The following is a 22,650-nucleotide window of genomic DNA, read 5'->3' as shown; positions in this document are numbered from 1 at the left end:
CCGGCGGGCCCGGGGCCGGTCACGCCGCGGGGGCCGGCGCCTCCCGGGCCTCCGCGAGCCGCGCCGCGTAGCGGGCGATGAGGTCGACCTCCAGGTTCAGGCGGTCGCCGACGGCGCGCTCGCCCCAGGTGGTGACGGCGAGCGTGTGCGGAATCAGCAGGACCGTGAAGGTGTCGCCCGAGACCCCGTTCACCGTGAGCGAGGTGCCGTCGAGGCAGACCGAACCCTTCTCGGCGATGAAGCGCGCCAGGCCGGGCGGCGCCCGCAGCACGAAGCGCGTGCTCGGCGCCCAGGCGTCGCCGACCTGACCGGTCACCGCCTCGCGGGCGACGACCTCCGCGAGGCCGTCGACGTGGCCGGTGACGAGGTGGCCGCCGAGCTCGTCGCCGATCCTGAGCGAGCGCTCCAGGTTGACCCGCGTCCCGGGCGTCCAGGCCCCCACCGTGGTGCGGCCGAGCGTCTCCGCGGCGGCCTCGACCTCGAAGCGGCAGCCGCCCTCCCGGGGCGCGACCGTGACGGCGGTGAGGCAGGGGCCGGAGCAGGCGATCGAGGCGCCGACCAGGATGCCGGCGGGATCGTAGGCGCAGTCGATCGCGAGGCGCCGCAGGGCGTCGCCGCCCGAGACGGAGACGACGCGCCCGACATCCGAGACGAGGCCTGTGAACATCTAGGCGCTCCGTGCGTAGCAGGTGAACCGGTCCGACCCGACCGGGTGGTCGTCCACGACCGCGAAGGCGTCGCCGGCGAGGAGCGTCGCCAGGTGGGGGCCCACCGCCGGCAGGCCGGCCTGGCCGAGGGGCTTCTCGCCCGTGATCAGCAGGCACTCGTCGATGAGGCCCTCTCGGGCGAGGGCGTCGGCGAGCGTCGGCCCGCCCTCCGAGCAGAGCCGCGTGACGCCGCGGGCGCCGAGTGCCCGCAGGGCGGCCGCGAGGTCGCTGCGGCCGTCCGGGCAGACCGGCACCCGCAGCACCTCGGCACCCGCGAGCGCGAGCGCGCGCTCCGCCGCCCCGGGCGCCTCCGGCCCGGCGAGGATCAGGGTCGGCACGAGGCCGGCGGTCCGCACCACCCGGGCCTCGACCGGCGTGCGCAGGCACGGGTCGAGCACCACCCGAAGCGGCGAGCGGCCGCCGAGGCCCGGCAGCCGCACGGTCAGCTCGGGATCGTCCGCCAGCACGGTGCGGACGCCCACCATGATGGCGTCGCAATGGGCCCGCTGCAGGTGGACCTCGGCGTTGGCCCGCGGACCGCTGATGAGCAGGCGACCCTCCCCGCCCGCCGCGAAGCCGTCCGGGGTGCGGGCGAGCTTGAGGAAGACCGCCGGCCGGCCCTGCGTCACCCGGGTGACGTGCCCGCGCTGGTCGCGGGCGGCCTCCTCCCGCAGGAGCCCGACCGTCACGGCGACGCCCGCGGCGGCGAGGCGCCCGTGGCCGCGTCCGGCGACGCGGGGGTCGGGGTCGTCCATCGCGCTGACCACCCGGGCGACGCCCGCCGCGATGGTGGCGTCGGCGCAGGGCCCGGTGCGGCCGTGGTGGGAGCAGGGCTCCAGGGTGACGTAGAGCGTGGCGCCGCGGGCCGCGGGCCCGGCCGCATCGAGGGCCATGCGCTCGGCGTGGGGCCGCCCGCCGGCCTGCGTCACGCCCTGCGCCAGGATGCGGGGAGCCTCGGGCGGGCCGCCGACCAGGACGGCGCCGACGGACGGGTTCGGCCAGGTCAGGCCGAGATGGCGCCGGCCGAGGGCGAGGGCGAGGCGCATCGCGCGCCGGTCGAGGGCCTCCTGCGCCGGAGCCGCGCCATCCGGACCCAGTTCGGCCGGATCGTTCTGCGCCGGACGGGTCCGGGCCGCGCCGTCCCGGCTCACGCGCGCGTCCGCGCCCGGCGGGCGGGCGGCGCCTCGCCCGGCGCCGGCTCGGCGCCGGCGGGCTGCCCGGCGGCGAGGTTCCCGAGCAGTTCCTCGAAGTCCCGGGCCTCGCGGAAGTTCTTGTAGACGGAGGCGAAGCGCACGTAGGCGACGTCGTCGAGGCCCTTCAGGCCCTCCATCACCAGTTCGCCGATGCCCTCGCTCGTCACCTCGGCCTCGCCGCTGCTCTCGAGCTGGCGCGTGATGCCGCTGACGAGGCGCTCGACGCGCTCGGGCTCCACGGCGCGCTTGCGCAGGGCGACGTCGATCGAGCGCTGGAGCTTGTCGCGGTCGAACGGCACCCGGCGGCCCGAGCGCTTGACCACGGTCAGCTCGCGCAACTGTACCCGCTCGAAGGTGGTGAAGCGGCCGCCGCAATCCGGGCAGATGCGCCGGCGCCGGATGGTGGCGCTGTCGTCGCTCGGCCGGGAATCCTTCACCTGCGTGTCGAGGCCGCCGCAATAGGGGCACCGCATCGGCCGCCCGTTCCTCTCTCGTGACGAGAGGGGCCGGGCCCGCGCGGACGGGTCCGGCCCCTCAGGAGCGCCCTATCTAGGCGGCCGGGTCCGGCTCCGCCAGCCCGGTCCGCCCGTGCGGCGGCGGTCAGCCGTAGATCGGGAAGCGGTCCGTCAGGGCGTGGACGCCCTCTTTCGCGCGGCCCTCGGCGGCCGGGTCGCCGGCCTCGCCGTGGCGCTCGAGGCCGTCCAGCACCGTGACGATCAACTCGCCGACCTTCTTGAACTCGGCGACGCCGAAGCCCCGGGAGGTGGCCGCCGGGGTGCCGAGGCGGATGCCCGAGGTCACGGTCGGCTTCTGGGGATCGAACGGCACGCCGTTCTTGTTGCAGGTGATCCCGGCGCGGCTCAGCGCCGCCTCGGCGGCCTTGCCGGTGAGGTTCTTGGCGCGCAGGTCGACCAGCATCAGGTGGTTGTCGGTGCCGCCGGAGGTGATGTCGTAGCCCCCCGACATCAGGGTGTCGGCGAGGGCGCGGGCGTTCTCCACCACCTGCTTGGCGTAGAGCTTGAACTCGGGGCGGAGGGCCTCGCCGAAGGCCACCGCCTTGCCGGCGATGACGTGCATCAGCGGCCCGCCCTGGAGGCCGGGGAACACCGCCGAGTTGATCTTCTTGGCGATGGCCTCGTCGTTCGTCAGCACCATGCCGCCGCGAGGGCCGCGCAGGGTCTTGTGGGTGGTGGTGGTGACCACGTGGGCGTGCGGGAACGGCGAGGGGTGCACGCCGCCCGCCACGAGCCCGGCGAAGTGGGCCATGTCGACGAAGAACACGGCGCCGACGCTGTCGGCGATCTCGCGGAACCGGGCGAAGTCCCAGTAGCGCGGGTAGCCCGAGCCGCCCGCGATGATGACCTTCGGCGCGTGCTCGGCCGCGAGGGCCGCGACCTCGTCCATGTCGATGCGCTGGTCCTCGCGGCGCACCGTGTAGGAGACCGGCTTGAACCACTTGCCCGAGACGTTCGGGGGCGCTCCGTGGGTGAGGTGCCCGCCCGCCGCGAGGTCGAGGCCCAGGAAGGTGTCGCCCGGCTTCATGGTGGCCATGAACACGGCCTGGTTCGCCTGCGAGCCGGAATTCGGCTGCACGTTGGCGAAGCCGCAGTCGAACAGGCGCTTGGCGCGCTCGATGGCGAGGTTCTCGGCGATGTCGACGAACTCGCAGCCGCCGTAGTAGCGCCGTCCCGGGTAGCCCTCGGCGTACTTGTTGGTGAGGACCGAGCCCTGGGCCTCCAGCACCGCCTGCGAGACGATGTTCTCCGAGGCGATCAGCTCGATCTCGTGCTGCTGGCGGCCGAGCTCCTGCTGGACCGCGCGGGCGATCTCCGGATCGGCGTCGGCGAGGGACGCCGAGAAGAACGGGTTGGACCGGGGAGTGGCGGCGGTACCCACGCTCATGATGGCCTCGATGTTGGAAGGATCGCCCGGACGGACCGTTCGGCGCACACGGGGGCGGCAGGGTGGCAGGCTTCTACACGGGGCCCGCGCGCGGGCCAAGACCTACGGGAACCCGGAGACTTCCGGGAAACCGGGACTTCCCGGGTGCCGGAGCTCCCCGGAAGCCGAGCCTCGCGGCGCGCCCGGGACGGCACGCGGCGGCAAGGGGGCCCGCCCGCGCCCCGCACGAGCCGCAGCGTGCGGCAGGACGATCGGGTCATGTCGCGAGAGGTATGATTAGATCTGTTTTGCGTCAAGAGCGCGAGAGAATAGAAAAACTTAAGGCGACGTCAGAAAAAGTTGGGCCGGCTTTCCTCACCAACCGGCGGGGCGCGCGGCCCCTCGCCTCAGTAATGGGGCGGCGGGGGCTCGTCCCCGGGACCGGCCGGCCGCTCGCCCAGATCGCGCACGCGCTCGCGCAGGGCGGCGACCTGCCGGGTCAGGGTGTCGATCACGCCCCATTGCTGGGTGATCGTGCGGTTCAGGTCCTCGATGGCCGCGTCCTGGTGGGTGATGCGGACCTCGAGGGCGTCGAGGCGTGACCCGGGCTCGGACGGCATCGCGGCAGCTCCTCGGCTGGCCTCTCCGCGAACGCGAAGCGGCCCGGGCACGGGCCCGGGCCGCCGCGTCGGCGTGACGGACGGGCTCAGTTCGTCTGCTCGTCCGCGTCCGGGTTGAAGTTGCGGGGCCCTTGCGCGGCCGCCGTCATGGCGGCGGTCGGGGCGCCGACGCCGTCGCGCTTGTAGATGTCGTCGCGGAACTGCACGAGGCCGTCGGGCGTGGACCAGGCGGTGATGTAGGTCCAGTAGACCGGGATCGGCGCCAGCGGGCGGGCGTCGACGCGCTGGCCGCTCTGGATGATCGACTCGATGGTCTCCGGGTTGCTCTGAGGCGTGCCCTGGAGGATCCAGGCGACGTAGTCGCGCACGTTCTGGACGCGCACGCAGCCCGAGGACACGAAGCGGAAGTCGTCGCCGAAGATGCCCTTGGCCGGCGTGTCGTGCATGTAGACGCCGTGCGGGTTCGGGATGTTGATGCGCACGAAGCCCATCGAGTTCAGGTCGACGCCGGGATCCTGCCGGAAGCGGTAGCGCGTGGCCTCGTCGGAGCGCCAGTTGACCTGGGCGGGCGGGATCTCGCGCTCGCCGTCGAAGATGCGGATCTTGTTGTCCGAGAGATAGCTCGGCTCCTTCTGCATCTTCGGGATCAGGTCCTTCTTGATGATGGAGGCCGGGACCGTCCAGAAGGGGTTGAAGTTCACCTCCTGGATCTTGGCGTTCATGATCGGCGACTGGCGGTCGATCTTGCCGACGCCGGCGGCGTGGCGGGTGGCGACGTGGTCGCCCTCGACGGTCTCCACGAGGGCCGCCGGGATGTTGACGATGACGTAGCGGCCGCCGAGGCTGCCCGAGTAGGAGCGCAGGCGCACGGCGTTCAGCTCGAGCTGGCGCAGCCGCACGTCCGCCGGAACGTTCATCGCCTGCACGGTCGTGACGTTCATCGACCCGGTCTGGTTGAGGCCGTGCCGCGCCTGGAAGCGGCGCACGCCCGCCTCGACGTAGGAATCGTACACCGTGGAGGCGCCGGCGGCCGGGTCGAGGTCGCCGGAGGCGATCAGGCGCTGGCGCAGGGAGGCGACGGCCGGGCTCTTGGCACCGACGCGCAGGCGCTCGGCGCCCGAGACAGGCTGCCAGCCGCCGCGGCCGACGATGTCGCGGTAGCGCTCGATCATCTGCTCGGTCGCCACCAGGGTCTGGGGCGAGAGGATCGGCGTGTTCGAGCGCTGGACCCGCATGGTCGAGGCGGAATCGTAGTTCTGCGCCCACTCGGCCTGGGCGAGGCTGCCGCCTCGCTCCTCGGCCGCGGCCGGGAGGGCGGCGGCGGCCAGCAGCGCCAGGCCGAGCGAACCGGTGAGGGATGCGCGTGTCAGCATAGGGAGAATGCTCTCGAACCTGTGAAGCGAGGGCGTCGGGCCCGGAATGCCGGCCCTCGGACGCCGGGAGGTGGTGTTTCCAAGTCCGCGACCGTGTCGGGGTCCGGTTAAGACTCCATGAGGAGCGGGCCAGATTGTGGCGGCTCTCCGGCGCTCCTGTGGAGCCCGGCCGCGGGCGGCGGAGTGCGGCTTCGGCGCAACAGCCACGCTTCGCCGGCGGGCCGCGCGGGGCCCGGCCGCCGTTTTCCCGCCGCCGTCGTGGCGCAATCCCGCGGCCTCCGCTATGACGGGCGCATGAGCGGCGGACGGCACGGCTGGGGCGAAGGAGCGGCGCGCTGGCGCGCGCTCGCCGCGATCCTGTCGCTCTACGGCCTGGTGCTGCACGCCTTCCTGACCGGCCTGAGCCCGGTCCCGGCGGCGGGCGCCCCCGGGATCCTGTGCGCCGCCCACGCCCCGGGCGACGAGGCGCCGGGTCCCGCGCACGAGGCGCATCCCTGCTGCACCGTGACCTGCCTCGGCCTCCTCGCCCCGCCGGTGCCGGCGGCCGTCTCGGTGGCGTGGCCCCGCCGCGTCGCGACGGACCTGGCCTGGCGAGCCGAGGCGCCGCCGCCGGCCCGCGGCCCTCCCGTCCCCTCGGCCTTCGCCCGAGGTCCCCCCACCGCGTGAACCACCCGGCCGGGCCGTCGCACGACGGCCCGGCGACGGCCCGGCGACGGCCGTCGCACGACGGCCCGGTGCCGGGCAGCCCTGCGCCGCCCGGGCTCCCTCACGCGTCAAGGACCTCGCTCATGAACCGTTTCCTCAGCGGCAGCCTCGGTGCCGCCGGCCTCGCCCTCCTGGCCGCCCCCGCCCTCGCCCACGCGGTGCTCGAGCGCACCCAGGCGAGCCCGAACCAGAGCTACCGCGGCGTGGTGCAGATCAGCCACGGCTGCGCCGGCCGGCCGACGGTCCGGGTCCGGGTGACCATCCCGGAGGGAGTCGTCGGCGCGAAGGCGATGCCGAAGCCCGGCTGGCAGCTCGCCACCGTCAAGGGCCCGTACGCCCGCGCCTACCCGTTCTACCACGGCGAGATCCGCGAGGGCGTCCGGGAGATCACCTGGAGCGGCGGCAGCCTGCCGGACGACCAGTTCGACGAGTTCGTGTTCCAGGCCCGGATCTCGGACGCCTTCGCGCCGGGCGCGACGGTCTACTTCCCGGTGCGCCAGGATTGCGACGAGGGCGCCCAGGACTGGCGCGAGATCCCGGCCGCCGGCCAGAGCGCCCGCGACCTCGAGGCGCCGGCCCCCGGCCTGCGCATCGTGGCGGCGGCCGCCCAGGCGGCTCCCGCGGCGGCTGCCGCCGCGCAGGGAGCCGCCGCGCAGGCGCCCGTCAGGGCCGGGGACCTGACCATCGAGGCGCCCTGGATGCGCGCGACGCCCGGGGGCGCCAAGGTGGCGGGCGGCTACGTGCGGGTGACGAACACCGGCCGCGAGCCGGACCGCCTCGTCGCCGCGGCGATCCCCCTCGCGGGCCGGGGCGAGGTCCACCAGATGTCCATGGACAACGGCGTGATGCGGATGGCGCCCGTGGAGGCGGGCCTCGTGATCAAGCCCGGCGAGACGGTGGCGCTCAAGCCCGGCGGCTATCACCTGATGTTCATGGACCTGAAGGGGCCGGTGAGGGCCGGCGAGAGCGTCGACGGGACCCTGACCTTCGCGCGGGCCGGCACGGTCGCGGTCCGCTTCCAGGTCGGCGCGGTCGGGGCCGCGGCGCCCGACGCCGCGGGCGAGCCGCACAACCACTGAGGCGCCGGCCGCCCGAGGCCGGGGTCGCCGCCCGCCCGCACGAGGGCCGGCGGGCGCTCCGCGCCCCCGGCGCGCCGCTCCCTGCGGTCATCCGCCCTCCGAAGGCCGTCCCGTCGCGCCGGCGACCGGCTCCGGCCCGCCCGATAAGGTCCTCCCGCCATGCCTCGCCTCCGCGGCCGCCCCGCCCTGCCGGCCCTCCTCTGCTCCACGCTCCTGCTGCTGCCCGCCCGCGCCGAGGAGGCCGCGACCCTGGCGCTGCCGCAGATCGACGTCGCGGGGCCGCCGGGGGGCCGCGGCTCCCTCACGGTGCCGAGCGTCGCGGAGGAGCGGCGCATCCTCAACCAGACCGTCGGCTCGGTCGCGTTCGTGGACGCCGAGAGCTTCCAGAACCGCTACGCCAACACCCTGCGCGACGTCCTGAAGGACACGCCGGGGGTCTACGTGCAGGAGCGCTACGGCCAGGAGCTGCGGCTCTCGGTGCGCGGCTCGGGCGTCGCCCGCGGCTTCCACCTGCGCGGCCTCGAGCTCCTGCAGGACGGCATCCCGCTGAACCTCGCCGACGGCAGCGGCGACTTCTACCAGATCGATCCGCTCGCCCTGCGCGCCGTCGAGGTCTACAAGGGCGGCAACGCCCTCGCGTTCGGGGCGACGACCCTGGGCGGGGCCGTCAACTTCGTCACGCCGACCGCCTACACGGCGCTTGCCCCCAACATCCTGCGGATCGACGGCGGCAGCTTCAACACCGTCCGGGAGAACTTCCAGGTCTCGCGCATCAGCGGACCGGTGGACGTGCTCCTGAACGGGACGCTCACGAACTCCGACGGCTACCGCCTGCACGAGGCGCAGGCCACGCGGAACTTCAACGCCAACCTCGGCTACCAGCTCGCGCCCGGCGTCGAGACCCGCTTCTACGCCGGGGTGTACCTCACCGACCAGAAGCTGCCCGGCACGCTGGGGCTCCTCGACGCCCTGAACAACCCGCGCCTCGCCAGCCCGTCGGCCCTCTCGGGCAACCAGTCCCGGAAGGTCGAGACGGAGCGGATCGCCAACCGGACCTCGTTCGTGCTCGACGTCGGCAAGCTCGACGTCGATTCCTGGGCCATCCACAAGTCGCTCTACCACCCGATCTTCCAGGTCATCGACCAGGACGGCTGGACCTACGGCGTCGCGCCGCACTGGGCCGGCACGTTCGAGGTCGGGGGCTTCCGGAACGAGACGCTGCTCGGCCTGCGCGCCTACGCGGGCCAGAACTCGGCCCTGCAATTCGTGAACGTCGCCGGGCAGCGCGGGGCCCAGACCCGCAACACCCTCCAGAGCGCCTCGAACCTCGAGGCCTACGGGGAGAACCGGTTCTGGTTCCTGCCCGAGGTCGCGCTGATGACCGGCGCCAAGCTGTTCTCCGCCAACCGCACCTACAGCGACAAGGGCGGGCTGCCGGGCAACCTCGGGACCCAGTTCGCCGACCGCACCTACGAGGGGGTGAACCCGAAGCTCGGCCTGCTCTGGCAGCCCCTGCCCGAGCTCCAGGTCTTCGGCGACGTCACCCGCTCCCGCGACGTGCCCGACTTCTCGGACCTCGTGCAGTCGACGAACCTCACGAACACCACCTTCGTGCCGCTCCAGGCCCAGCGGGCCTGGACGCTCGAGGCCGGCACCCGCGGGCGGATCGACCGCCTGAGCTTCGACGTGACGCTCTACCGCTCGGAGATCCGGGACGAGCTCATCAACTTCAGCACCAACGCCGCCCTCGGCATCCCGGCCGCGACCTTCAACGCGCCCCGCACCCGCCACCAGGGCGTCGAGGCGGCCGTCGCGGTGGAGCTCGCCCACGACCTCACGGGGGCCGGGGACAGCCTGACGCTCGCGCAGATCTGGACCCACAACGACTTCCGGTTCGTGAACGACCCGCAATTCGGCAACGGGCAGATCGCCGGCATCCCGCGGGACGTCCTGCGCACCACCCTGTCGTACGCCCGCGGCCCCCTGGCGGTCGCGCCGGCGCTCGACTGGGTGCCGCAGGGCGCCTTCGCGGACCACGCCAACACCCTGCGGGTGCCGGGCTACGCGCTCCTCGGGGTCCAGGCGTCCTACGCCTTCGACCCGGGCGTGACGCTGTTCGTGGACGCCCGCAACCTGACGGACGCGCGCTACATCTCGGACCTCTCGGCGGTGACGAACGCGGCGCTCCTCGGGCGCGCCGGGACGCAGGTCTTCTACCCGGGCAACGGCCGTAGCGTGTTCGCGGGCCTGCGGGGGACGTTCTGAGCCGGACCGCCCCGTCGCCGGGCGGGCGGAACCGGTGCGGGCGGCCCGCCCCGGCGTCCGTCCGGCTGCGACCTTTCCGGGGGCTCGCCCGTTGAGGGCCCGCGCGGCCGGCCTTCCTCCGGCCGACGGTCCCGAACCTCGGAGGCTCCCATGAAGTCGACGCTGATCGCCGCGGCCCTCGCCCTCGCCGGGCTCGCGCTCCCGGACGCCGCCGGGGCGCAGGGCATCCCGGGCGGGATGGCGCGCGGCGCCCGCGAGGGCAACCGCGTCGCCGGGCCGGTGGGCGGGGTCGTGGGCGGCGCGGTCGGCGGCGCGGTCGGGGGCGTCAACGGCGTGCTCGGCCTCGATCCCGGCCCGCGCGCCTACCGGACGCGGCTGCACGGGCGGCACCACCACCACGGCCGCCGGAGCCGCCGCGACCGGTGAGGCCGCGGACGGGGCGTTGCGCCGCGCGCCGGCGGGGCGTCGCCTCCCGGTGGCGCGGTCGGCAGGCGCGAGCCGCCCGGATCAAGCAGTTTCGTAGATGATCCTTCTCGGCCGGCCCGACTCCCACCCGCGCGGCCGAGTACCCGATTGTAGAGCCGCCAGGCTGTATTGGGCTCGCGACGTCGCGTCAGGCTTGACCCCCGGCGGGCCGCAGCCCTAGAGCACAGCGGCCCCATCCTGCCGCCGAAGGACACCGCGCCCATGACCGACCGCCTGCCCGGGTTCAACACCCTCGCGATCCATGCCGGCGCGGCGCCGGACGCCGCCACGGGCGCGCGGGCGACGCCGATCTACCAGACCACCTCGTTCGTGTTCGACGACGTGGACCACGCCGCCTCGCTGTTCGGGCTCCAGGCCTTCGGCAACATCTACTCGCGCATCACCAACCCGACCAACGCCGTGCTGGAGGAGCGCATCGCGGCGCTCGAGGGCGGCACCGCCGCGGTGGCGGTCGCCTCGGGCCACGCGGCCGAGTTCCTGGTCATGCACGCCCTCATGCAGCCCGGCGACGAGTTCGTCGCCGCCAACAAGCTCTACGGCGGCTCGATCAACCAGTTCAACCACTCCTACAAGAACTTCGGCTGGTCGGTGGTCTGGGCCGACACCGACGACCCGTCCTCCTTCGAGGCCGCGATCACGCCCCGCACCAAGGCGATCTTCATCGAGTCGATCGCCAACCCGGGCGGCGTCATCACCGACATCGCCGCCATCGCGGCGGTGGCCCGGCGCCACAACATCCCACTCGTCGTCGACAACACCATGGCGACGCCGTACCTGATTCGGCCCTTCGAGCACGGGGCCGACATCGTGGTCCACTCGGCCACAAAGTTCCTCGGCGGGCACGGCAACTCCATCGGCGGCCTCATCGTCGACGGCGGCTCGTTCACCTGGGCCGGAGACGCGCGCTACCCCATGCTGTCGCAGCCGCGGCCCGAGTACGGCGGCATGGTGCTGTCCGAGACCTTCGGCAATTTCGGCTTCGCCATCGCGGTCCGGGTGCTGGGCCTGCGCGACCTCGGGCCGGCGCTCTCGCCCTTCAACGCCTTCCTGATCCTCACCGGCATCGAGACCCTGCCGCTGCGCATGCAGCGCCACTCCGACAACGCCCTCACCGTGGCCGAGCACCTGAGCCGCCACCCGGCGGTCGCCTGGGTCAGCTACCCGGGCCTGGAGACGGACCGCTACCACCAGCTCCACCGCCGCTACTGCCCCCACGGCGCCGGCGCGGTGTTCACCTTCGGGCTCGAGGGCGGCTACGAGGCGGGCGTGGCGCTCGTCTCGAACCTGAAGCTCTTCTCCCACCTCGCCAACATCGGCGACACCCGCTCCCTCGTGATCCACCCGGCCTCCACCACCCACCGCCAGCTCACCGACGAGCAGAAGACCCGGGCGGGCGCGGGGCCCGAGGTCGTGCGCCTGTCCATCGGCATCGAGGATGCGGGCGACCTGATCGCCGATCTCGACCAGGCGCTCGCGCCGGCCTGAGCGCCCGGGCGAATCACCCGGGACACCTCGCGCTCGCCCGGGGCGGCCGGAATCCCCGGAATCGCGGGGGATTCTCCCCGTCCGCCCGGTCCGGGGGCTCCACAGAGCAAATTCTGAGCGGAAAATCTCCCGTCAGTATTGCCCTGCTGTTGCACGGCTCCATCTGCTTGTGATTTACTCGCGCCATCCGCAATGACCGGCCACGGGGTGGCCGCGGGCGGCCGGCAGCGTGCCGGGAGCCCGTCGCCCGTGAACGCTCGCGACCCTCGCGGGTCGGCGGGGGTGCGCGCCCGCGTGGCCGCGCCGGGGCGTCGAGGGTGTCGGGAGGGGGCGCGGGCACGATGTCACGTCACGACGCCGATAGCGCCCGCAGTTCCGGCCTCGATCCGACGGCCCGCCACATCGCCATCCGCGAGGACGAGGCGAACCGGCTGCGCGCCCTGATCCGGGCCGGCGCCGGGCGTGCCGGCGCGCCCCGGGCGGGCTGGGCCGAGACCGCGGGGCTCCTCGGGGCCGCGGCGCCGTCGCGGGCGGCCGCCGACTGGCAGGCGCGCCTGGCGACGTCCGAGGAGCTGAACGCCCGCCTGCAGGCGAGCGAGGCCTTCACGGCCCGGCTGCTCGCCGCGAGCCGCGACCGCATCCAGGTCCTCTCCCTCGACGGCACGGTCCTGTGGGTCAGCGAAGGCGGCCACGCCGCCCACGAGACCGGCCCCGACGACCGCGTCCTCGGCGGCAGCTGGCTCGCCACCTGGGCGAGCCCCGGCGACCGGACCGCCGCCGAGGTGGCGCTCGCCGCCGCCCGCGCCGGGCGCACGGGCCGCTTCCGGGCGCCCTCCCCCACGGCGCGGGGCACGCCGGGGTGGTGGGACGTGGTGGTGACGCCGATCCAGGGGACGGACGGCGCGCCCGAGCGGCTGCTCGCCGTCGCCCGGGACGTGACCGAGGCCCAGCGGGCCGAGGAGCAGCAGAGCCTGCTGATGCAGGAGATGGCGCACCGGGTGAAGAACACCCTGGCGCTGGTCCAGGCCGTGGCGACCCAGACCCTGCGCAACGCCGGCTCGATCGAGGAGGCGGCCGAGGCCTTCGGCGGCCGCCTGCTGGCCCTCTCGCAGGCCCACGACATCCTGATCCAGGGGAGCTGGACCGCCGCCGACCTGCGCGACGTCGTCGACGGCGCCGTCCGCCCCCACGCCGGCGTCCCGGACCGTTTCCGCATCGCCGGGCCGGCGCTCAGCCTCGGGCCGCGCGCGGCCCTGACCCTGGCGCTGATGCTGCACGAGCTCGGCACCAATGCCGCCAAGTACGGCGCCCTGTCGAGCCCGCACGGCCACGTCGCGGTCTCGTGGGGGACGGTGCCGGCCGGCGACGGGCCCGGCCCGGGCTTCCGCTTCCGCTGGGAGGAGGTCGGCGGCCCGCCCGTCGCGCCCCCGACCCGGTCGGGCTTCGGGTCGCGGCTGATCGAGCGCAGCCTCGTGCACAGCTTCGGCGGCCGCGTCAGCCTGCGCTTCCCCCCGGGCGGCGCCGTCCTCGACCTCGAGGCGCCGCTCGCCGCCGTGCAGGAGACGACGGCCTGATCTGCGCACCGGCCTCGATCGGCCACGCTTGACCCTGGTGGTTGCTGCCCATAGGCAGCACTCTTCCAGAGCGTCAGCCATTGCCCCTCATGATATCAGAGCCGGACCGAGCCCCCAGCGAGACCCGCGATCCCGCCTGCGACGAGCCGCCGGTGGTCTTGCTGGTGGAGGATGACGGCCTCCTCCTGATGGAAGCCTCCGACACCCTGGCGGAGGCCGGCTTCACGGTGCTGGAGGCGCCGCACGCCGACCGGGCGCTCCAGGTCCTCGAGAGCCGGCCCGACATCGAGATCCTGATGACCGACGTCGACATGCCGCTCGGCTCGATGAACGGCTTCGCCCTCGCCCGCCTGGTCTCCCGGCGCTGGCCGCGCATCCCGGTCCTGGTCGTCTCCGGCATGGGCAGCCCCGGCCCGCACGACATGCCGCCCGGCGCCCGCTTCATCCCCAAGCCCTACGCGCCCTCCGCCCTGGTGCTGACGCTGCACGCCGCGGTCCGGCGCGCCGCCTGACGACACGGATACCCGCCATGCCCGCCGAGTCTCCCCGCCCCCTGCAATTCGCCACACAGGCGGTGCATGCCGGCACCGCGCCCGACCCGGCCACCGGCGCCCGGGCGCAGCCGATCTACCTCACCAACGGCTTCGTGTTCGAGTCGAACGAGCAGGCCGCCGACATCTTCGCCATGCGGGCGACCGGCTTCTCGTATTCCCGCGGCTCCAACCCGACCGTCGCCGCCCTGGAGCGCCGGGTCGCCGCGCTCGAGGGCGCCAAGGCCGCGGTGGCGGTGGCCTCCGGGCAGTCCGCCGTGCTCCTGGTGCTCCTGACCCTGATGCAGTCCGGCGACGCCTACGTGTCGTCCTCGCGGCTGTTCGGCGGCTCGCTCGGCCTGATGCGCCGCCTCGAGACCCGCTACGGGCTGACGCCGCACTTCACCCGGGGCCTCGAGCCGGCCGACTTCGAGGCGGCGATCACCCCGGCGACCCGCGCCATCGTCTGCGAGTCCATCGTCAATCCCTGCGGCACCGTGGCCGACCTCGCGGGCATCGCCGCGGTGGCGCGCCGGCACGGCCTGCCCCTCGTGGTCGACAACACCCTGGCGTCCCCGGCCCTGATCCGCCCGATCGAGCACGGCGCCGACGTCGTGGTGCACTCGACCTCGAAGTTCCTGTCCGGCTCCGGCACGGTGATCGGCGGCATCGTCTGCGACGCCGGGCGCTTCGACTGGGAAGGGTCGGGCCGCTACAACCTCATCACCGAGCCCTGGCCGGACTACGACGGCCTCGTGGTCTCGGAGCGCTTCCCCGAGACCGCCTTCGCCACCGCCTGCCGGCTCTTCGGCCTGCGCGACCTCGGCCCCGGCCTCTCGCCCATGAACGCCTTCCTGACCCTCACCGGCACCGAGACGCTGCCGCTGCGCATGGAGCGGCACTGCGCCAACGCGAGGGCGGTCGCGGCCTTCCTGCGGGACCACCCGAAGGTCGACTGGGTGAGCTACCCGTCGCTGCCCGGCCAGTCCGGCGAGGCGGTGGCGGCCCGCTACGCGCCGCAGGGCGCCGGCGCGATCTTCACCGTCGCGCTCAAGGGCGGCGAGCCGGCGGCGCTCCGGTTCATCACCGGCCTTCGCCTGATCTCCCACCTCGTCAACATCGGCGAGATCAAGTCCCTGGCGATCCACCCGGCGACCACCACCCACCGCCAGCTCCGCCACGACGAGAAGGCGGCGGCCTGCGTCGGCCCGGAGACGGTGCGGCTCTCGATCGGCCTCGAGTCGATCGAGGACCTCATCGCCGACATCGCCCAGTCCCTCGACGCGCTCGTCTGAGCCGCGCCCGCGCGGCGCGCGGGCCGCGGCCGTCAGGCCTCGGGCGGGCGCCGGGTCAGCGCCCGGAGCGCGCCCCGGAACGTGCGCACGTCCTGCTCGGTCATGGCCATGCGGTGGAGCATGTCGCGCATGTTGCGCACCATCCCGCCCCGCTTCTCGGGCGGGTAGTAGCCCGCGGCGTCGAGGGCGGCCTCCAGGCTCTCGAACAGGGACAGCAGCGCCTCGCGGGGGGCCGGCGGCGAGCGCATCCCGCCCCCGAACGGCAGCCGCGCGAGATCGGCGGCGCGGCGCCATTCGTAGCTGACGAGCAGCACGCTCTGGGCGAGGTTGAGGGAGGCGTGCCGCGGATCGACCGGGAAGGTCACGATCGCGTCCGCCAGGGAGACCTCGTCGTTCGACAGCCCGACCCGCTCGCGCCCGAACAGGATGCCGACCCGCTCGCCCCGCGCCAGCCGCCCGGTGACGTCCCGCATTGCCGCGTCCGGCCCGAAGACGCGCTTCATCTGGCCGCGCTCGCGGGCCGTGGTGGCGAGCACGTAGGTCAGGTCCGCCACGGCCTGCGCGACCGTGGCGAAGACCCGCACGCCGTCGAGGACGTGCGTGGCGCCCGAGGCCGCCTCCCGCACGCCCTTCTTGGGCCAGCCGCCCTTCGGGGCCACGAGCCGCAGGTCCGCGAGCCCGAAATTCCCCATGGCCCGGGCCGTCATGCCGATGTTCTCGGCGAGCTGCGGCTCGACCAGGACGATCACGGGGCGGGGCGGCGTCGGGTCGGTCTCGGGCAGGGACATGGGCAGGGACATGGGCAGGGACACGGGCATCGGCACGGGCGCGGCTGCGATCGGGTGCTTCTAAGGACCGGCGCCCGCTCTGGCCACCGCCTTCCGACCGCCTGCCCGGCCGCGGTTGCCCGGTCGCGCCGCGCGACTGCCCGGTCGCGCCGCGCGATCCCCTAAGCGCGCCGCGCGACCCCGGCCGGAGGCCCGGGAACCGGCGGTGCGCCGGCGCGTTGAGCGGACAGACCTCCTTGACAGCCCCGGTGCGCATACCGGGGCTTTTTTCTGCGCGGCGGTGCGGCCGGCACGGCCCCGCACCCGCTTCCCCCTCATTGTGCAGCGCGCTATGACCGCGCCACGGCCGGCCGCGTCTCCCACGCGGGCCGGCGCGCGGCACCGCGGCACAGGGAAGGCGGATCGATCATGGCGAAGATCAAGGTGGCGAACCCCGTCGTCGAACTCGACGGCGACGAGATGACCCGGATCATCTGGCAGAACATCAAGGACAAGCTGATCCATCCCTACCTCGATGTCCCGCTGGAGTACTACGACCTCGGGGTCGAGCACCGCGACGCCACCAACGACAAGGTGACGGTCGAGGCCGCCGAGGCGATCAAGCGGCACGGCGTCGGCGTGAAGTGCGCCACCATCACGCCCGACGAGGCCCGCGTGAAGGAGTTCAACCTCAAGGAGATGTGGAAGTCGCCGAACGGCACCATCCGCAACATCCTGGGCGGGGTGATCTTCCGCGAGCCGATCATCTGCCGGAACGTGCCGCGCCTGGTGCCGGGCTGGACCCAGCCCATCGTGGTCGGCCGCCACGCCTACGGCGACCAGTACCGCGCCACGGACTTCAAGGTGCCGGGCAAGGGCCGGATGACGGTCAGGTTCGAGGGCGACGACGGCACCGTCATCGAGCGCGAGGTGTTCAAGTTCCCGGGCGCCGGCGTCGCCCTCTCGATGTACAACCTCGACGACTCGATCCGCGACTTCGCCCGCGCCTCGATGAATTACGGGCTCTCCCGCAAGTTCCCGGTCTATCTCTCGACCAAGAACACCATCCTCAAGGCCTATGACGGCCGCTTCAAGGACATCTTCGAGGAGGTGTACGAGAGCGAGTTCAAGTCCCGGTTCCAGTCGGCCGGCATCACCTACGAGCACCGCCTGATCGACGACATGGTGGCCTCGGCCCTGAAGTGGTCCGGCGGCTACGTCTGGGCCTGCAAGAACTACGACGGCGACGTGCAGTCCGACACGGTGGCGCAGGGCTTCGGCTCCCTCGGCCTGATGACCTCGGTGCTGCTCACGCCCGACGGGCAGACCGTGGAGGCCGAGGCCGCCCACGGCACCGTCACGCGCCACTACCGCGAGCACCAGAAGGGCAAGGAGACCTCGACCAACTCCATCGCGTCGATCTTCGCCTGGACCCGCGGCCTGTCGCACCGCGCCAAGCTCGACGACAACGCCGACCTCGCCCGCTTCGCCACGACCCTCGAGACGGTCTGCGTCGACACCGTCGAGGCCGGGCACATGACGAAGGACCTCGCCCTCCTGGTGGGTCCCGACCAGAAGTGGCTCTCGACCACCGGCTTCCTCGACAAGATCGACGAGAACCTGAAGACCGCCGTGACGGCGTGAGGCGACGCCGGGGTCCCGGCGCCGGGGGCGGCGCCGGCGCGAGGGCCGGCGCCGCGGAGACCGCGCGCCTACGACGGGACCCCGAGCGTCAGCACGGCCTCGTAGCCCTCCGGGGTCGCGCTCACCGCGGCCACGCCCCGGCGCTGCGGGTCGTCCTGCCGCAGCAGGCCGTCGCGGTCGTTGGTGATCCGGCCGCGGCGCGCCCGCCCGCCATAGGCCGGCATCCCGCCCTGCACCGCCTCGTTCACGGCGTCGGGGAAGTAGACCTGGCCCGTCAGCACCGTGCGGGCGGCCAGGATCACCTTCACGTGCACGTGGGTGGCGCGGCCGGGGTACCAGCCCGGATAGACGGTCCGGAACGTGGCCCAGCCCGCCGCGTCGGCGAATTGCGTGCCGCGCAGGAAGGTCTGCCCCAGCGTAGAGGCGGCCCGGTCGCCCTGGTCGCGGTAGCCGGAATAGCGGCCCTGGGCGTCCGCGTGCCAGACGTCGATGCGGGCCGCGGCCACGGGGGCGCAATCCGGGACCGTGGCGACCCGCAGGCGCAGGAGGAGCGGCAGGCCGGGACAATCCTCGCGGATGTCCGCCCGCACGAGGCGCGGATCCAGGTAGAACGGGCCCTCCACGGCCTGCGGCGTCAGCCGGCACGTGGCCTCGGCCGTCGCGGGCCCGGGCGCGAGGAGGCCGCCGGCGATCGTCCCGAGGGCCGCGCGGCGCGAGGGATGGTTCGGCATCGGCTCTCCCTCCGGGCCGCGCGGGGGCGCGGCCCCGGCCCATCTCAGCTCACGCCGGTCGGCCCGTCCAGCACCGTGCGCACGCGCCGCGCCAGCTCCATGCGGCGGTAGGGCTTGTTGATGATCTCGAACTCGGTGCCGCCCGCGTCGGTGCGCTCGAGGCTCGCCTCGGCGTAGCCCGTGGTCAGGAGCACCTTCAGCCGCGGCTGCCGGCGGCGCGCCTCGCGGGCGAGCATCACGCCGTTCATGCCGCCCGGCATGATGAGGTCGGAGAAGAGCAGGTCCACGGTCTCGCTGCCGTCGAGCACCTCCAGGGCCTGGCGCCCGTCCGTCGCCATCAGGGTCGTGTAGCCGAAATCCCGCAGGATCGCCCGGGCGAGCTCGGCCACGTCGCGCCGGTCGTCGACGATCAGGATCGTCTCGGTCCCGAACCGCTGCGTCGGGCGGTGGACGGCGCTCGGGGCCTGCCGCTCCTCGACCTCGGTGGCCGGGAAGTAGAACTGGACCGTCGTGCCCCGGCCGGCCTGCGAGGCGATGCGCACCGCCCCGCCGGACTGCTTCACGAACCCGTACACCATCGAGAGGCCGAGGCCGGTGCCGCGCCCCTCCGCCTTGGTGGTGAAGAACGGCTCCATCACCCGGGCGAGCACGTCGGGCTCCATGCCCGAGCCGGTGTCGGTGACCGACACCGAGACGTAGCGGCCGGGCTGGGGCAGGCCGGCCGGCAGGTCGTCGGGGCCGAAGCTGTCGTTCTGGGTCAGGATCGTGACCTCGCCGCCGGCCGGCATCGCGTCCCGGGCGTTGATCAGCACGTTGAGCAGGGCCACCTCGGTCTGGGTGGGGTCGAGGCGCGCGTTCCACAGGTCGGCCCCGAGGACGGACCGGACCGTGATCGGCTCCCCGAGGGTGCGGTTCGCGAGCTCCCGCATGCCCTCCACGAGGTTGTTGAGGTTAACCGAGCGCCCGTCGAGGCGCTGCTTGCGCGCGAAGGCGAGGAGCTGCTGCGTGAGCGTGGTCGCGCGCTCGGCGGCGCTGCGGATGTTCTCGGCGGCCCGCACGAGGCGCACGGGATCGATGACGGCGTCCCCGAGCCCGTCCTGCAGGATGTCGACGTAGCCGATCACCACCTGAAGCAGGTTGTTGAAGTCGTGGGCGATGCCGCCGGTGAGCTGGCCCAGCGCCTCCATCTTCTGCGACTGGCGCAGGGCGTCCTCGGCGTCCCGGCGGCGCGAGACGTCGAGCTGGGAGCCGAAATAGTACACGAGCGCCCCGGCGCGGTCGTAGACCGGCGAGATGAACAGGGCGTTCCAGAACGTCGAGCCGTTCTTGCGGTAGTTGAGGATCTCGGTCGCGAGCTCCTTGCGCTCGAGGACGGCCCGGCGGATCTCGTCGACCGTGCCGGGATCGGTCTCGGGGCCCTGGAGGAAGCGGCAGTTCCGGCCGATCAGCTCGTGCGGCTCGTAGCCGGTCATGCCCCGGAAGGCCTGGTTGGCGAAGATGATCGGGTTGTCGGGCTGGCGCGGGTCGGTGACGATCATCGGCATCCGCGTCATCTCGACGGCCGCGAAGAAGATGTCGTTCCTCCGGTCGCTGACGTCGCCCGTGGCACCTTCCGAGACGGTGGGTCCGCGGCCGACCGGCGGCGTCTCAGGCGTGATGGTCATCGTCTCTCCGGTGGTCCGGTCGGCGGCACGGAGCCTATCCCCACGACCGCGGAGATGAAGATAGACGTCGGGGGGCAGCGTCAATGGCGGGCGCGCCGGGGCGACGCGCCGCACGCGTCCCGGGGGACGTGCGGACCGTCCCTGCACTCGAGCTTACGTTCGGGAACACCGGAAGACAACTGCCGCAGATCAGCGACGCGGCGTATTACTCGCCCAGGTAGTATCAGCTCAGGGCCTGGGCCCGCCGTGCCGGGACGGGGCGCCCGGGCGAGGCCGCGTCCGCGGGCCTGGCCGACATCGTGAGCGCGGCGTCGAGGGCGTCGCTGATCGTCGTCACGAGGACGTCGGCGGAGGTCGCCCGGCGCAGGCGGTCGCGCGAGGCCGGGTCGCGGTCGCGCCACACCGCCACCATCACGCGCACGCCCGGGATGCAGCGCCGCGCGACCCGGGCGGCGAGGCGGATGTGGGAGGTGCTGATGGGCTCGATGTAGGAGAAGCAGACCAGGGCCACGCCCCCGGTCTCCGGCCGCTCGCCCCGCGCCACGGCCTCCTGCCCGATGGTGCGCGCGGCAAGCCCGTGCCGGCCCAGCACCTGGGCCAGCATCGCGGCCGCTGCGGCGTCGAAGGGGCCGCGGCTCGCCACCACCAGGACCGGGGCGGGTCCCCGCCAGCCCTCGGCGAGGTCCTCGGGCCGGCGCACGATCGCGGTGGCGGCGCGGTCGGGCCCGAGCGCCTCCACGGCGGCGGCGGCCTCCGGCCCGACGGCGCCCCGGCGGCCCGGGGCCGGCAGGCGCGCCAGGGTCGCCACCACGGTCTCGATCGCCGCGCCCACCGCCTCCTGCTGCGTCGAGGCGAGGGCGCCGCGGGCGCGGTCGTCCTGCGCGAGGCGCAGGCCGCCCAGGGCGATCTCGTCGTAGTAGGTCGCGAGGGCGCGCTCCTTGAGCACCTGGCGCGCCTTCTCGATCGCCTCGCCGGGATCGCCCGCCAGCATGCGCTGGTAGAAGATCTCGGACGGGGCGAGGGCGGGCCGGTCGCCCAGCATGACGTCCAGGAAGGCGAGCCGCTCGACGTGGCGCCCGAGGACCACGAGGCAGACCGTCAGGGGCGTTGCCAGGATGAGGCCGACCGGCCCCCACAGGAAGGTCCACACGGTGGCCGCCAGGATCACGGCGACCGGCGAGAGGCCGGTCGAATGCCCGTAGAGGAGCGGCTCGATCACGTGCCCGGCCACGGGCTCGACCACCGCGAAGAGCACGATCGTGGCGATCAGCATCGACCAGCCGGGATCGACCGCCATCGCCATCAGCAGCGGGAACGCCATGCCGATCACGGCGCCGAAATAGGGCACGAAGCGCAGGATCGCGGCGAGCATCCCCCACAGGACCGGGCTCGGGACGCCGATGAGCCAGAGCCCGACCGCGATCACCACCCCGAAGGCGAGGTTGAGGCCGGCCTGGGCCAGGAAGAAGCGCGACAGGCGCGAGACCGCGTCGTCGATCGCCGCCGTGGTGGCCCGCAGGTCGCCCGAGCCGGCGAGCCGGATCGCCCGGTTGCGCAGGTCCTCGCGCTGGGCGAGGAAGAACAGGGTGAACAGCAGGATCAGCCCGACGGTCGCGAGCGGGTGGAGCACCGGGGCCAGGATGCTGCCGAGGGTCGAGGCGATGCCGGCCTTCGGCTCGCGGATCTCCACCGGCACCGGGCGCTCGGCGCCGGTCTCCAGGGTGGCGCGGGATTTCGGGGCCTCCGGCGGCCGGAGGTCCTGGCTCAGGTCCTGGACCGTCGCGAACAGGCGCTCCAGGGTCGCGCCGCCGCCCGCCCGGGCCCGCAGGGCCCCGATCTTCTCCCGCATGGTGACGGCGTAGCGGGGCATGTCGGCGGCGAGCTGCGCGGCCTCGTTGGCGATGAGCGTCCCGAGCCCGCCGAGCGCCCCGAACGCCAGCAGCACCACGACGAGCACCGCGAGGGAGCGCGGCAGGCGCCGGCGCTGGAGCGCCCGCACGGCCGGCGCGAGCACGAAGCTCAGGAGGACCGCCAGCGTGATCGGCATCAGGACGTCGCGCCCGAGCGACAGGATCACCGCCAGGGTCAGCCCCAGGAGGCAGGCCGCGAGCACGGCGAAGACCGGCATCGCCTCGCGCAGGCGCCGGGCCGTGACGGGATCGTCGATCATCCGCGGTGGGGGTCCCGGGTGCTCACGGGCTGGCCGGCGACGCGCCGAGGGCGGCGCCGATCTGGCCGAGCAGCTTCGAGAAGTCGACGGGCTTGGGGTGGTAGTCGTCGCAGCCCGCCTGGATCACCTTCTCCCGGTCCCCCGACATCGCGTGGGCGGTGAGCGCGATGATCGGGATCCGGGCGGTCTCGGCGTCCGACTTGAGGGCGCGCGCCGCCGACCAGCCGTCGAGCACCGGCAGGTTCATGTCGAGCAGGATGATGTCCGGACGGCTGGTCCGGGCCTTCAGCACGCCCTCCTGGCCGTCATGGGCCAGCACCACGTCGTAGCCGCGGCGCTTGAGCCGCCGCGACAGGAAATCCCAGATTTCCTCGTGGTCTTCGACGAGAAGGATCTTCGGCACCGCCCCACTCCACGCTTGGCCGCCGCGCCCGGACGCGGCGGCCGCTTCCACCGTCACTGTTCTGGGGAGAGGCGCCGG

The 22,650-nt window shown here is 73.8% G+C and carries 20 protein-coding genes; 9 read left to right on the top strand and 11 right to left on the bottom strand.

Annotation, left to right across the window (positions count from 1 at the left end):
* Positions 1-19: 19 nt before the first annotated feature.
* The 6 genes from DT057_RS20100 to DT057_RS20075 all read right to left on the bottom strand — a co-directional run bounded on the left by DT057_RS20100 (position 20) and on the right by DT057_RS20075 (position 5,774).
* The gene (locus DT057_RS20100) at positions 20-667 is read right to left on the bottom strand and encodes a riboflavin synthase (protein WP_128563879.1); all 648 of its coding nucleotides are present in this window, start codon (positions 665-667) and stop codon (positions 20-22) included.
* Positions 668-1,753 (bottom strand): bifunctional diaminohydroxyphosphoribosylaminopyrimidine deaminase/5-amino-6-(5-phosphoribosylamino)uracil reductase RibD, encoded by a 1,086-nt coding sequence (gene ribD / locus DT057_RS20095; RefSeq protein WP_128563884.1) that lies wholly within the window; start codon positions 1,751-1,753, stop codon positions 668-670.
* Positions 1,754-1,854: 101 nt separating this feature from the next.
* Entirely contained in the window at positions 1,855-2,373 is a 519-nt protein-coding gene (gene nrdR, locus DT057_RS20090; protein ID WP_128563878.1) for a transcriptional regulator NrdR, read from the bottom strand.
* 127 nt (positions 2,374-2,500) lie between these two features.
* Positions 2,501-3,802, bottom strand: coding sequence for a serine hydroxymethyltransferase (gene glyA, locus DT057_RS20085; protein WP_128563877.1), 1,302 nt, complete (start codon positions 3,800-3,802; stop codon positions 2,501-2,503).
* 386 nt (positions 3,803-4,188) lie between these two features.
* The gene (locus tag DT057_RS20080; RefSeq protein ID WP_128563876.1) at positions 4,189-4,401 is read right to left on the bottom strand and encodes a SlyX family protein; all 213 of its coding nucleotides are present in this window, start codon (positions 4,399-4,401) and stop codon (positions 4,189-4,191) included.
* 86 nt (positions 4,402-4,487) lie between these two features.
* Positions 4,488-5,774, bottom strand: coding sequence for a L,D-transpeptidase family protein (locus DT057_RS20075; protein ID WP_128563875.1), 1,287 nt, complete (start codon positions 5,772-5,774; stop codon positions 4,488-4,490).
* Between the two features lie 294 nt (positions 5,775-6,068).
* Between DT057_RS20075 and DT057_RS20070 the strand changes: the two genes are divergently transcribed.
* From DT057_RS20070 to DT057_RS20035, 8 genes are all read left to right on the top strand, one after another.
* Complete coding sequence (locus DT057_RS20070) at positions 6,069-6,440, top strand: hypothetical protein (RefSeq protein ID WP_128563874.1); 372 nt, start codon at positions 6,069-6,071, stop codon at positions 6,438-6,440.
* Positions 6,441-6,562: 122 nt separating this feature from the next.
* Positions 6,563-7,558 (top strand): copper chaperone PCu(A)C domain-containing protein, encoded by a 996-nt coding sequence (locus DT057_RS20065; protein ID WP_128563873.1) that lies wholly within the window; start codon positions 6,563-6,565, stop codon positions 7,556-7,558.
* 159 nt (positions 7,559-7,717) lie between these two features.
* Positions 7,718-9,823 (top strand): TonB-dependent receptor family protein, encoded by a 2,106-nt coding sequence (locus DT057_RS20060; RefSeq protein ID WP_128563872.1) that lies wholly within the window; start codon positions 7,718-7,720, stop codon positions 9,821-9,823.
* Positions 9,824-9,973: 150 nt separating this feature from the next.
* On the top strand, positions 9,974-10,249 hold the full coding sequence (locus tag DT057_RS20055; protein ID WP_128563871.1) for a hypothetical protein: 276 nt from the start codon (positions 9,974-9,976) through the stop codon (positions 10,247-10,249).
* A 261-nt stretch (positions 10,250-10,510) separates the two neighbouring features.
* A complete protein-coding gene (locus DT057_RS20050; protein WP_128563870.1) occupies positions 10,511-11,794 on the top strand; it encodes an O-acetylhomoserine aminocarboxypropyltransferase in 1,284 nt (427 codons plus the stop codon).
* A gap of 341 nt (positions 11,795-12,135) precedes the next feature.
* The gene (locus tag DT057_RS20045) at positions 12,136-13,368 is read left to right on the top strand and encodes a sensor histidine kinase (protein WP_238312652.1); all 1,233 of its coding nucleotides are present in this window, start codon (positions 12,136-12,138) and stop codon (positions 13,366-13,368) included.
* Between the two features lie 89 nt (positions 13,369-13,457).
* Complete coding sequence (locus DT057_RS20040) at positions 13,458-13,880, top strand: response regulator (protein WP_128563869.1); 423 nt, start codon at positions 13,458-13,460, stop codon at positions 13,878-13,880.
* A gap of 17 nt (positions 13,881-13,897) precedes the next feature.
* Positions 13,898-15,193, top strand: coding sequence for an O-acetylhomoserine aminocarboxypropyltransferase/cysteine synthase family protein (locus DT057_RS20035; protein ID WP_128563868.1), 1,296 nt, complete (start codon positions 13,898-13,900; stop codon positions 15,191-15,193).
* Positions 15,194-15,225: 32 nt separating this feature from the next.
* On the opposite strand, the gene DT057_RS20030 is transcribed toward DT057_RS20035, so the two are convergent.
* Positions 15,226-15,993, bottom strand: coding sequence for an RNA methyltransferase (locus tag DT057_RS20030; RefSeq protein ID WP_238312654.1), 768 nt, complete (start codon positions 15,991-15,993; stop codon positions 15,226-15,228).
* 396 nt (positions 15,994-16,389) lie between these two features.
* Between DT057_RS20030 and DT057_RS20025 the strand changes: the two genes are divergently transcribed.
* Complete coding sequence (locus DT057_RS20025; protein WP_128563867.1) at positions 16,390-17,604, top strand: NADP-dependent isocitrate dehydrogenase; 1,215 nt, start codon at positions 16,390-16,392, stop codon at positions 17,602-17,604.
* Between the two features lie 68 nt (positions 17,605-17,672).
* Here the strand turns inward: DT057_RS20025 and DT057_RS20020 are convergent, their stop codons facing one another.
* The 4 genes from DT057_RS20020 to DT057_RS20005 form a co-directional block, all read right to left on the bottom strand.
* On the bottom strand, positions 17,673-18,335 hold the full coding sequence (locus DT057_RS20020; RefSeq protein WP_128563866.1) for a dioxygenase family protein: 663 nt from the start codon (positions 18,333-18,335) through the stop codon (positions 17,673-17,675).
* Between the two features lie 44 nt (positions 18,336-18,379).
* Positions 18,380-19,999, bottom strand: coding sequence for a hybrid sensor histidine kinase/response regulator (locus tag DT057_RS20015; RefSeq protein ID WP_128563865.1), 1,620 nt, complete (start codon positions 19,997-19,999; stop codon positions 18,380-18,382).
* Positions 20,000-20,222: 223 nt separating this feature from the next.
* A complete protein-coding gene (locus DT057_RS20010) occupies positions 20,223-22,169 on the bottom strand; it encodes an AI-2E family transporter (RefSeq protein ID WP_128563864.1) in 1,947 nt (648 codons plus the stop codon).
* A 22-nt stretch (positions 22,170-22,191) separates the two neighbouring features.
* Complete coding sequence (locus DT057_RS20005; protein WP_128563863.1) at positions 22,192-22,572, bottom strand: response regulator; 381 nt, start codon at positions 22,570-22,572, stop codon at positions 22,192-22,194.
* Positions 22,573-22,650 lie beyond the last annotated feature (78 nt).

Source organism: Methylobacterium crusticola (assembly GCF_003574465.1).
Lineage (GTDB): Bacteria > Pseudomonadota > Alphaproteobacteria > Rhizobiales > Beijerinckiaceae > Methylobacterium > Methylobacterium crusticola.
This window is presented reverse-complemented; position numbering and strand designations above follow the sequence as displayed.